Consider the following 10,753-nt stretch of genomic DNA (forward strand, 5'->3'; position numbering starts at 1 on the left):
TGGAGTGGCGACTGACCCGAGGCTGTCGCGAAACTGAACCGTCGCTGACGGTTTAAGGTCAAACCCGCGGCCGACGTTTCAGATCGCAGGAAATCTACCGATTGCTGCGCAGCAGCATGGGCCGCTGGTCGGCGGCGTCCCAGTCCGGGCCGTCGAACCAGGCCTCGCCGTGCAGGCAGGCGCGCAGCATCGCCAGACCGTCGAAGCCCCAGAACAGGCGGCCGTCGACCTCGAAGGCCGGCACCCCGAACACGCCGCGCGCGATCGCTTCGTCGGTGTTGGTCTTGAGCTGTGCCTTGACTTCGTCGCTGCCCGTTTCGCGCAGCAGCCGCAGCGACGCTGCGAGCGCAGCCAGGCGCGCGGGGTCGCCGGGCTCCTCGCCCGTGCGCCAGACGTCCCGGAACACGGTCTCGGCCGCATGGCGATTGATGTCTGCATCGGTGCTGGTCGCCAGCGCCAGCCGCAGGTGCGGCAACGGGTTGTAGGGATGCGTGGCGGGCATCCGGATCGGAATGCCGTGCGCCTGGCCCAGCCACAGCACATGGCGGTAGGTCCAGCTGCGCTTCGCCGGGATCTCGGCCGGCCCGAGCTGGCCGTGGTGCTTGAGCAGCGCGCCGAGCAGCACCGGCCGGTAGGCGACGCTGTAGCTCAGGCCCTCGAGCGCCTGCGGCAGATGCTCGAACGCGAGATAGGCATAGGGCGAGATGAAATCGAGATGGAAGGTGATGTGCTTCATGGCGTGTCTCCGTCGGCCGGCCCGAAGCCGGCTCCGGCGCGCAATTCGATGGCGCGCCAGACGCCGCGCTTGCCCGCATCGTCCATGCGGCTCCAGGCGGCGATCTCCGGCAGCGTGCGCAGGCAGCCTTCGCAGAAGCCGCTGGCCGGGTCCATGCGGCAGATCGAGATGCACGGCGACGGCAGGTCACGGGCCATGGCACATGCGGCCGCTGCGCGCTCGGGCAACGACGCCAGCGTGTCGGTGCTCACCAGGAAGCCTCCGTGCTGCGCACTGCGGCGTGCGCCTGCTTGGAGCGGCCCGGCGCTGCGCTCACACCACGTCCGCGACCGGCGCGCCGGTCAGGCCTTCGAGGTCCTTCGGACGCAGGCGCACCACCGCATGCGGATGGCCCGCCGCGGCCCAGACGTCCTCGAAGCGGAACAGCTCGCGGTCGATCAGCATGACCGGTGCCGTGGCATGCGCGAAGGGCGAGACGCCGCCGATCGAGAAACCGGTGCGCGACTTGACGAAGTCGGCATCGGCGCGGCCCAGCTTGCCGACCAGGGCCTCGACCTTCTTCTCGTCCACGCGCTTGTCGCCCGAGGTCACGACCAGCACCGCGCTGTCGTCGGACTTGCGGCGGAACACGATGCTCTTGGCGATCTGGCCGACGGCGATGCCCAGCGCATCGGCCGCCTGCTGCGCGGTGCGCGCGGCGTCGTCGAGCATCTGCGGCGCGTGGGGATGGCCCTTGTCCTGCAGCAGGCGGGCGACGCGCTGCACGCCCTCCGGCAAGGAAGTCAGTTCGGCACCGCACATCACCGGCCCCCACGCTTGCCACTGCGTGTGCTGCGCTGCCCCCCGAGGGGGCCTTCGCGTCTTGGGAGCGGCCCGGCGACGCTCATGCGGACCTCTTCGTGCGGATCGCCTTCGAGGCGCGCGAATTCGGCTCGCGCCCGAGCGCTTCGCTGATGTAGACGCCGGCGTCGATCAGCAGGTCGAGGTCGATGCCGGTCTCGATGCCCATGCCGTGCAGCATGTAGACCACGTCCTCGGTCGCGACGTTGCCGGTCGCGCCCTTGGCATACGGGCAGCCGCCGAGCCCGGCGGAAGAGGTGTCGTACTGCCAGACGCCCATCTCCAGGCTGGCCAGCGTGTTGCCCAGCGCCTGGCCGTAGGTGTCGTGGTAGTGGCCCGAGATGTCGTCGATGCCGTAGTGCTTGAGGGTCGCCTCGATGGCGCGCTGCACCTTCAGCGGCGTGCCGACGCCGATGGTGTCGGCCACGCCCACGTGCTGCACGCCGATCTCCTTCATGAGGCCGGCCAGCAGCTCGACGCGCGAGGGCGCGATCTCGCCCTCGTAGGGGCAGCCCACGGCGCAAGACATCGCGCCGCGCACGTAGATGCCGTGCTCGCGCGCCGCCGCGACCACCGGCCGGAAGCGCTCGATGCTCTCGGCGATCGAGCAGTTGATGTTGCGCTGGCTGAAGGCCTCGCTGGCGGCGCCGAAGACCACGATCTCGTCGGGCCATTCGGCGCGCGGCGCGGCGATGGCGGCCTCGAAGCCCTTCATGTTCGGCGTCAGCACCGAGTAGCGCACGCCGGGCTTGCGCCGGATGCCGTGCATGACTTCGGCGTTGTCGGCCATCTGCGGCACCCACTTGGGCGAGACGAAGCTGGTGACCTCGATCTCCCTGACGCCGGCCTCCTGCAGGCGGTGCACGAGGCCGATCTTGATCTCGGCCGACACCGGTTGCTTCTCGTTCTGGAGGCCGTCGCGCGGGCCGACGTCGACGATCTTGACTCTGGAGGGAAGTTTCATGGGGCGCTCGTGGTCGATGAAGAAGATGCAGCCGCTATTTTCTACCGCATCCGACCCGTTGAGGACCGAGCAGGAATTGCTGCGCGATTTCTGGGTCTATCCCGCCATGTCTCAGTAGGACTTGGGCAGGCCCAGGGCCTTTTCGGCAATGAAGTTGAGGATCATCTGCGGGCTGACCGGCGCGATGCGCGGAATGTAGCTCTCGCGCAGCAGGCGCTCGACATGGTATTCCTTCGCGTAGCCCATCCCGCCGAGCGTGAGGATGGCGTTCTGGCAGGCATCGTGCGCGGCTTCGGCCGCCAGGTATTTGGCCGTGTTGGCCTCGATGCCGCAAGGCTCGCCGGCGTCGTACAGCGCGGCCGCCTTGAAGACCATCAGGTCGGCCGCCTCCACGTTGGCCCAGGCGCGCGCGAGCGGATGGGCCACGCCCTGGTTCTGGCCAATCGGCCGGCCGAACACCACCCGCTCCCTGGCGTACTGCGCCGCGATGCGCAGCGCCGCGCGGCCCAGGCCCACGGCTTCGGCCGCGATCAGGATGCGCTCGGGATTCAGGCCGTGCAGGATGTACTCGAAGCCCCTGCCCTCTTCGCCGATGCGGTCGGCCTCGGGCACTTCGAGCCCGTCGATGAACAGCATGTTGGAGTCGACCGCGGCGCGGCCGAGCTTGTGGATCTCGCGCACCTCGACCCGGCTGCGGTCCAGTGCGGTGTAGAACAGCGTCAGGCCCTGGGTCGGCTTCTTCACTTCTTCGAGCGGCGTGGTGCGCGCCAGGATCAACATCCGGTCGGCGACCTGCGCGGTCGAGATCCAGATCTTGCGGCCATGCATCAGATAGCCGCCATCGGCTTGCCGCAGGGCCTGGGTCTTGAGTCGCGTGGTGTCGAGGCCGGCGTCGGGCTCGGTGACCGCGAAGCAGGCCTTCTGCTCACCCGAAATCAGCGGCGGCAGGAAGCGCTGGCGCTGCGCTTCGCTGCCGAACACCACCACCGGGTTGAGTCCGAAGATGTTCATGTGGATCGCCGAGGCGCCCGACATGCCGGCGCCCGAGGCGCTGATGGCGCGCATCATCAGCGCCGCCTCGGTGATGCCCAGTCCGGCCCCGCCCTGCGCCTCGGGCATCGCGATGCCGAGCCAGCCGCTGGCGGCCACGGCGCGGTGGAATTCATGCGGGAAGGTGGCGCTGTCGTCATGCTCGCGCCAGTAGTCGGCGGGGAAGTCCTGGCACAGCCGTTCGATGGCCGCCACCAGCGCGCGCTGGTCGTCGTTCAGAGAGAAGTTCATGTCGGGTTTTCGGTGGGATGAGGACTGCTCGCGCCTGCGGCCGTTGTGTTTTCTGCGCTCATTCGGGCTGGATGCCCGCGGCCTGGATCAGCTTCTTCCACTTGCCCAGCTCGGCCACCGTGAAGCTGCCCAGCTCCTCGGGCGTGCTGCCGAAGGCGTCGAAGCCGAGCTTGCCGACGCGCTCGCGAAAGGCCGCACTGTTGGCCATGCCGGCCAGCGCCTGGTTGAGCTTCGCGACGATCTCCTTCGGCATGCCGGCCGGCCCATAGACGCCGTTCCAGGAGGTGATGTCGAAGCCCTTGAGCTCGGGCGTGTCGGCCAGCGGCGGCAGCTCGGGGAACAGCTTCGTGCGCTCCTGCGTCGTGACCGCGATGGCGCGCATGCGGCCGGCGTTGACCGTCGCGAGGCCGGCCGCGAGGTCGACCACCATCATCGACACCTGCCCGCCGATCAGGTCGGCGATGGCCGGCGGCGTGCTCTTGTAAGGCACGTGCAGCATCGGGATGCCACTCATGCGCGACAGCGTGGCGCCGCTCACGATGCCGGTGCTGTTGCCGCTGGCGTAGCTGAGTTTGCCCGGATTCGCGCGGCCCCAGGCCAGCAGTTCTTCCACGCTCTTGACGGGCAGATCGTTGTTGACCACCAGCATGAACGGCAGGTTGCCCATGCGGCTGACCGGCGTGAAGTCCTTGACCGGGTCGTAGGGCAGGCGCTTGAACAGGCTCGGGTTGGCCGAGTGCGTGGTGTTGGTCGTCATGAACAGCGTGTAGCCATCGGGCGCTGCCTTGGCCACCGCCTCGGCCGCGATCACGCCGTTCGCGCCGGCCCGGTTGTCGACGATCACGGAGCCCTTGAGCGCCTCGCCGAGCAGCTGCGCCGTGATGCGCGCCACCGCGTCGGTGCCGCTGCCGGCCGCGAACGGCACCACCAGCCAGATCGGCTGCTTCGGGTAGCTGGCCTCCTGCGCGAAGGCCCATGGCACCGCGACGCCCAGGCCGGCCCCGGCGCCGAGGGCGACGAAGCGGCGGCGAGCGTGCCTTGCCGAGTCCTGGTCGATCGTCTGCATGCCGGTCTCCGGTCGGCCTCAGGGCGTCGCCTTGAAGTTGCTGTCCTTCACGAGCCGCGCCCAGCGCGCCGAGTCTTCGGTGATGGTGGCGGCGAACTGCTCGGGGCTGCCGCCGACCGGCTCGTAGTCGATCCGCGCCAACTGCTCGCGGACCTCGGGCAGCGCCAGGATCCGGACCACTTCGGCGTGCAGGCGCTGGACGATCGCCGGCGGCGTGCCGGCCGGGGCCAGCAAGCCGGCCCACGAGCTGAAGTTCATGCCCTCGACGCCGGCCTCCTGCATCGTCGGCACCTGCGGCAGCGTCGGCGAGCGCTGCGGCGACAGCACGGCCAGCGGGCGCAGCTTGCCGGCACGGATCATCTGCACCGCATTGAAAGGGTCGATCGTCATGTCGACCTCGCCGGCCACCACGGCCTGCATCTGCGGCCCGGTGCCCTTGTACGGCACGTTGACCATGCCGGGCACGCCGATGCTGGCCTTGAACTGCTCGCCGATCAATCCGATCATGCTGCTGCCGGCCGAGAAGCTCATCGGCCGCGTGCCTGTGCGGGCCAGCGCGATGAACTCCTGCAGCGTCGAGGCCGGCACCGAGGGATGCACCACCATCACGAGGCCGATGTTGCTGATCAGGCTGATCGGCGCAAAGCTGGCGAGGGGTTCATAGGGCGCCTTGTAGAGCACCGGGCTCAGCACCTGGGCGCCGGCCGTGTTCAGCAGCAGGGTGTAGCCGTCGGGCGCGGCGCGCGCGACCAGGTCGGTGCCGATGATGCCGTTGGCGCCCGGCTTGTTGTCGATCACCACCGGCTGCTTGAGCCCTTCGGACAATTTCTGCGACAGCATGCGCGCCACGATGTCGGTGGCACCGCCCGGCGAGAACGGCACCACCAGGCGGATCGATCGGCTCGGATAGGCCTCGCTGCCCCAGGCGGCCGGGCCGGCCAGGCAACCCAGCACGGCCAGGCCCAGCATCAGCCGGCGCCGTGAAATGCTCTTTTTCATGTGGACTCCCCCCTGAAAAGACCGCAGCGGGCGGTCACCGTGTCCTTGACGGCTGCGTGGCGGCGTCGCGGTGCGGGTCCTCGATCGAGCGGCAGGCGGCACGCAGCATCGCGGCGATCTCTTCGATGCGCGGCTCCACGCGGTAGCGCGGGCCGGCGACGGACACCGCATAGGCCTGGCCGCCGATGTGCACCGGCCAGGCAATGCCCGCGAGGTCGGGAATGCTCTCGCCCAGGTTGCCGTACCAGCCACGGGCGGCCGAGCCTTCTATTTCCTTGGCGAGGGCCGCGGCGGAACTCAGCGTCGAGTCGGTGAGGCGCGCGAGCTTCATGCCTTTCAGGGTCTTGCTGCGCGCTTCGGCGGACAGGGTGGACAGCAGCGCGCGGCCCAGCGAGTTCGCATAGGCCGCCCGGGTCTCGCCGGCCGCGGCCGTGTAGCGGATGCTCTGCGGCGCCTCGACCACTTCGAGATAGACCACCTGCCCGCCCTCGCGCAGCTTGCCGAACACCACCGTCTCGCGCGCCGCGTCGCGCAGTTCCTGCAGGGCCGGCTTGACGCGGTCGAGCACCGGGTCGTGCGCCGAGATCACCTGTGCCATCGCCAGCAACCGGCTGGTCGGGTAGTAGCCCTGGCGCCGCCCCGTCTCGTAGACGTAGCCGCGCTCCTCGAGGGTGCGGATCAATCCCAGGCAGGATGACACGGGCATGTCCAGAAGGCGCGCCATCTCGGACAGCGCGAGCGGCTGCTTCTCCTGCGCGAAGGCCTCGATGATCTCGATCACACGCCATGCCGTCTTCACACTCATGAATTTATTTTCATGTATGAGAAAGATCAACGCAGCAGGGTTTGTCCGGAGCGGACCCGGTCACACCGGCAATGCGACCGCATGACGAGCGGCGAACGACTCACATTGAAAGCGAGCGCCTTCGGCTAACATCCAAACCGACCGGCCGTCATCTTTCCTGGCCTGCACGAGGACGTCGAATTGGCTACCGAGAACGCTTTCGCCGAGCTGGGCTTGGCATCCGACGCGACCGGGAGCGAGGTCAAGGCGGCATGGCGCCGGTTGGTTTCGCAATGGCATCCGGACCGCAACGACGACGCCGACGCCGTCGCGAAGATGCAGCGCATCAACCAGGCCTTCGAGGAAATCCGCCGCGCCGGGCTGCTTCGCACAGCAAGCAGCGGAGTCGACGAAGATGAGCCCCCGAAGCACGAACCCGCATCGGGCCGGCCGCGCCGCCCGATCAGCCGCAAGGTCAAGCTCACGCTCGAGGAAGCGGCGATCGGCTGCATCAAGGTGCTGCGCGGCAAGGTGACCGAGATTTGTTCCACCTGCGCGGGTGCCGGACACCGGGTGCTCGGCGGCCATTGCGCGCATTGCGGCGGCTCGGGCGCGATTCCCAAGCGCTCTTTCTTCGGTTGGCCCGGCGGCGTGACCGAATGCGAGGCCTGCCTGGGCGGCGGGATCGCGAGGCAGCTGTGCCCGGCATGCGAAGGCGCCGGCAAAACGGCGGCGCGCAGCTACCAGGTCAACGTGCGCATTCCGAGCGGCGTGCGCCACGGCGATCTGCTGCATGTCGGCGGCGGACACGCGCGCAAGAACCTGCCGCCCGCCGATCTGGAAATCCGCGTCGAAGTGGCGCCGCACGCGTTCTTCCAGCTCGATGACGACGGCACCATCCGCTGCGAGGTCCCAGTCGACGGCTTCGCCTGGATTGCCAACCGGCCGATCCAGGTGCCGACCGTCACCGGCTTGCAAGCGCTGCAGCTCCAGCGCGACCGGCTGTCGTACCGCCTCGACGGCCAGGGCTTTCCGATCGAGCGCCGAGGAGCGCGCGGCGACCAGTGGATCACGGTGCTGCCGATCTTTCCGGACACGCTCAGCACCGACCAGGAGATCCTGCTCGACCAGTTGCTGGCCACCAGCGCCCACGCCCTGGACGACCGACTGCGCAACTGGAGCCGGGGCATGAAGGCCTGGGAACGCGGCCTGTCGGGACGCCGCCGCTGACCTGCGGCGCCATGCGCGGCAGCTTCAAGGAGCCGCAGCGAAGCTCCCGAAGCCGGCTCAGTAGCCGCGCTCGACGTCCACCACACCCGCGATCGGCGCACCCTGCTCCATCGCCCGGATCTTGCCGGCGATCTGCGCGATCGAAGCGTCGCGCTCGGTGCGTGCCGACCCATGCGGCGTCACCGTGATCTTCGGATGGCTCCAGAACGGATGCCCGGCCGGCAACGGCTCGACCTCGAAGACATCGAGCGTGGCGCCGGCGAGCTGGCCGCTGTCGAGCAGCGGGATCAGGTCGTCGTCGACCAGGTGGGCGCCACGCGCCACGTTGATCAGGTAGCCGCCGGGCCGCCCGCCATTGAGCTTCGAGAGCGTCTCGCGATTCAGGATGCCGCGCGTCCCGGGGGTCAGCGGCAGCAGGTTCACGAGCACGCGGCTGGCGCCGAGGAAGGCATCCAATTCAGCATCGCCGGCGAAGCAGCGCACGCCGTCGGTGTGCTTGGGTGAACGGCTCCAGCCGTTGACCGGAAACTCGAACTGCGCCACCGCCTTGGCCACGCGTTCGCCGAGCACACCGAGCCCCATCACGCCGACCGCGAAGTCGCTGCGCTCGCGCGGCTTGCGGTAGCTCCAGCGGCCCGCGCGGGCCTCGGCCTCGTAGGCGTCGAACTCGCGGAAATGCCGGATCAGCGCATGGCAGACGTACTCGGCCATCTGCACCGACATGCCGGCGTCGTCGAGCCGGACCACTTTCGTCTGCGGCGCCACCTTGAGCTTGAGCAGCGCGTCGACACCGGCGCCGATGTTGAACAGCCCGCGCAGGCCCGGCTGCTCGTCGAGGAACTGCTGCGGCGGCGTCCAGACCACGGCATGGTCGGCGGGCGCGGCGCCCGGCGCCCAGTTCTCCACCTCGGCTTCGGGCAGAGCGGCGCGGAGGCCCTCGATCCAGGGATCAGGGCGGTTGTCGGTCAGGCAGACGGTGATTCGAATGGGGGAGGTCATTCCCGAAGCTTAAGCCGCGATGCGCAACAACTCTGCCCCCTCCGTGACCTGGTCGCCCGGCACATACAGCAGCTCCTCGACCGTCCCATCGGCCGGCGCCGCGATCGTGTGCTCCATCTTCATCGCCTCCATCACGGCCAGCGGCTGGCCGCGGCTGACCTTGTCGCCGGCCTTGACCGCGAAGGACACCACCTTGCCGGGCATCGGCGCCGTGAGGCGCCCGCCCTCGGCATGCGTCTCGCCGGCATGGGCCAGCCGGTCGATGGCGACGATCCTGGTCGCGCCCTGCGCGCCGAACACATAGGCCGTGGCCTCGTCCGGGTAGACGTTGAGCGTGTGGCGCCGGCCATCGAACTGCAGTTCGAGCTCGCCCGACGGAAAGCTGCCGATCACCAGCGGGCCCGAGACCTCGCCGACCTGCAGCGAGAGCGCGCCATCGTGCAGGTAGCGCAGCGTGGCGCTCTTGGGCTCGCCGCGGAACTCGAACTCGAAGGGCCGCACCGCGACGCCGTGCGATTGCCAGCCGTCGCGGCGGCTGAACGGATCGGCGCTGGCCGTCGCCGCCTCGGCCAGCAGCGTGCGCGCGATCGATGCCGCGGCCGCCAGCGGCAGGCCCAGCGGTTCCTGGTCGAACAGCACCGCGCGCTCGCGCTCGATCAGCGCGGTGTCGAGCTTCGCATGCGCGAACGAGTCGGTGCGCAGGATGCCGCGCAGGAACTGCACGTTGGTCGCAACGCCCACGATGTGGGTCTGCGCCAGCGCCAGGTCGAGCCGCGCCAGGGCTTCCTCGCGCGTGGCACCGTGCACGATCAGCTTGGCGATCATCGAGTCGTAGAAGGGCGAGATCACGTCGCCCTCGCGCACGCCGTCGTCGATGCGCACGCGGCTGCGCTGGAAGGCGGTGGCCTGCGGCTTGCGATAGACCCGCAGGGTGCCGGTGGCGGGCAGGAAGTTGTTGTCCGGGTTCTCGGCGCAGATCCGCGCCTCGATCGCATGGCCATGGATCTGCAATTGGTCCTGCTTCAGCGGCAGTGCTTCGCCCGAGGCCACGCGCAGCTGCCATTCGACCAGGTCCAGGCCGGTGATGGCCTCGGTCACGGGATGCTCCACCTGCAGCCGGGTGTTCATCTCCATGAAGAAGAAATTCATCTCGCCGTTCGAACGCTGCTCGACGATGAATTCCACCGTGCCGGCGCCGACGTAGTTCACCGCCCGCGCCGCGGCCACCGCGGCCTCGCCCATCTGCTTGCGCATGGCTTCCGTCATGCCGGGTGCGGGCGCCTCCTCCAGCACCTTCTGGTGCCGCCGCTGCACCGAGCAGTCGCGCTCGAACAGGTAGACGTAGTTGCCGTGCGTGTCGCCGAACACCTGGATCTCGATGTGGCGCGGCCGCTGCACGTACTTCTCGATCAGCACCGCGTCGTCGCCGAAGCTGTTGATCGCCTCGCGCCGGCAGGAGGCCAGCGCGGCGGCGAAATCGCCCGTCTTCTCGACCACGCGCATCCCCTTGCCGCCGCCGCCCGCGCTGGCCTTGATCAGCACCGGATAGCCGATGCTGTCGGCCTCGCGCTGCAGCAGCGCCGGGTCCTGGTCGCTGCCGTGGTAGCCGGGCACCAGCGGCACGCCGGCCTTCTCCATCAGCTGCTTCGACTCCGCCTTCAGCCCCATCGCCTTGATCGCCGACGGCGGCGGGCCGACGAAGACCAGGCCGGCATCGGCGCAGGCCTGCGCAAATTCCTCGTTCTCGCTCAGGAAGCCGTAGCCCGGATGCACCGCCTCGGCGCCCGTGGCCTTGGCGGCCTCGAGGATCTTCTCCCAGCGCAGGTAGCTCTCCTTGGGCGCGCTGCCGCCGAG

Annotated in this window: 11 protein-coding genes; 1 reads left to right on the forward strand and 10 read right to left on the reverse strand. The window is 69.2% G+C overall.

Annotation, left to right across the window (positions count from 1 at the left end; all coding sequences use genetic code 11):
• Window positions 1-94: 94 nt before the first annotated feature.
• The 8 genes from AC1D2K_RS03305 to AC1D2K_RS03340 form a co-directional block, all read right to left on the reverse strand.
• Complete coding sequence (locus AC1D2K_RS03305; protein WP_478086295.1) at window positions 95-736, reverse strand: 2-hydroxychromene-2-carboxylate isomerase; 642 nt, start codon at window positions 734-736, stop codon at window positions 95-97.
• Window positions 733-987 (reverse strand): DUF1289 domain-containing protein, encoded by a 255-nt coding sequence (locus AC1D2K_RS03310; RefSeq protein WP_478086296.1) that lies wholly within the window; start codon window positions 985-987, stop codon window positions 733-735. Before AC1D2K_RS03310 ends, AC1D2K_RS03305 begins: the two co-directional genes overlap by 4 nt.
• Window positions 988-1,048: 61 nt before the next feature.
• On the reverse strand, window positions 1,049-1,537 hold the full coding sequence (locus AC1D2K_RS03315; RefSeq protein ID WP_478086297.1) for a YbaK/EbsC family protein: 489 nt from the start codon (window positions 1,535-1,537) through the stop codon (window positions 1,049-1,051).
• Between the two features lie 82 nt (window positions 1,538-1,619).
• Entirely contained in the window at window positions 1,620-2,540 is a 921-nt protein-coding gene (locus AC1D2K_RS03320; RefSeq protein ID WP_478086299.1) for a hydroxymethylglutaryl-CoA lyase, read from the reverse strand.
• A gap of 111 nt (window positions 2,541-2,651) precedes the next feature.
• Complete coding sequence (locus AC1D2K_RS03325; protein WP_478086300.1) at window positions 2,652-3,821, reverse strand: acyl-CoA dehydrogenase family protein; 1,170 nt, start codon at window positions 3,819-3,821, stop codon at window positions 2,652-2,654.
• Window positions 3,822-3,879: 58 nt separating this feature from the next.
• Complete coding sequence (locus tag AC1D2K_RS03330) at window positions 3,880-4,887, reverse strand: Bug family tripartite tricarboxylate transporter substrate binding protein (RefSeq protein ID WP_478086301.1); 1,008 nt, start codon at window positions 4,885-4,887, stop codon at window positions 3,880-3,882.
• Window positions 4,888-4,905: 18 nt separating this feature from the next.
• Window positions 4,906-5,886: a Bug family tripartite tricarboxylate transporter substrate binding protein gene (locus AC1D2K_RS03335; RefSeq protein WP_478086302.1), complete on the reverse strand. Its 981-nt coding sequence runs from the start codon at window positions 5,884-5,886 to the stop codon at window positions 4,906-4,908.
• Between the two features lie 34 nt (window positions 5,887-5,920).
• Window positions 5,921-6,691: an IclR family transcriptional regulator gene (locus AC1D2K_RS03340; RefSeq protein ID WP_478086304.1), complete on the reverse strand. Its 771-nt coding sequence runs from the start codon at window positions 6,689-6,691 to the stop codon at window positions 5,921-5,923.
• Window positions 6,692-6,871: 180 nt separating this feature from the next.
• On the opposite strand from AC1D2K_RS03340, the gene AC1D2K_RS03345 reads away from it, so the two are divergent.
• Window positions 6,872-7,900, forward strand: coding sequence for a DnaJ C-terminal domain-containing protein (locus AC1D2K_RS03345; RefSeq protein WP_478086305.1), 1,029 nt, complete (start codon window positions 6,872-6,874; stop codon window positions 7,898-7,900).
• A 57-nt stretch (window positions 7,901-7,957) separates the two neighbouring features.
• Here AC1D2K_RS03345 and AC1D2K_RS03350 read toward each other — a convergent pair whose 3' ends face one another.
• Together AC1D2K_RS03350 and AC1D2K_RS03355 are read right to left on the reverse strand one after the other, a co-directional pair.
• Entirely contained in the window at window positions 7,958-8,887 is a 930-nt protein-coding gene (locus AC1D2K_RS03350; protein ID WP_478086310.1) for a 2-hydroxyacid dehydrogenase, read from the reverse strand.
• A gap of 21 nt (window positions 8,888-8,908) precedes the next feature.
• Window positions 8,909-10,753, reverse strand: a 1,845-nt coding sequence (locus tag AC1D2K_RS03355; protein ID WP_478086306.1) for an acetyl/propionyl/methylcrotonyl-CoA carboxylase subunit alpha, incomplete at its 5' end; no start/stop codon positions are given.

It is taken from the genome of Variovorax sp. P1_H12_2 (assembly GCF_056405335.1).

Coding starts and splice junctions, on each gene's coding strand:
- AC1D2K_RS03305 (WP_478086295.1), bottom strand. CDS start 736: ATGAAGCACATCACCTTCCATCTCGATTTCATCTCGCCCTATGCCTAT.
- AC1D2K_RS03315 (WP_478086297.1), bottom strand. CDS start 1,537: ATGTGCGGTGCCGAACTGACTTCCTTGCCGGAGGGCGTGCAGCGCGTC.
- AC1D2K_RS03320 (WP_478086299.1), bottom strand. CDS start 2,540: ATGAAACTTCCCTCCAGAGTCAAGATCGTCGACGTCGGCCCGCGCGAC.
- AC1D2K_RS03325 (WP_478086300.1), bottom strand. CDS start 3,821: ATGAACTTCTCTCTGAACGACGACCAGCGCGCGCTGGTGGCGGCCATC.
- AC1D2K_RS03330 (WP_478086301.1), bottom strand. CDS start 4,887: ATGCAGACGATCGACCAGGACTCGGCAAGGCACGCTCGCCGCCGCTTC.
- AC1D2K_RS03335 (WP_478086302.1), bottom strand. CDS start 5,886: ATGAAAAAGAGCATTTCACGGCGCCGGCTGATGCTGGGCCTGGCCGTG.
- AC1D2K_RS03340 (WP_478086304.1), bottom strand. CDS start 6,691: ATGAGTGTGAAGACGGCATGGCGTGTGATCGAGATCATCGAGGCCTTC.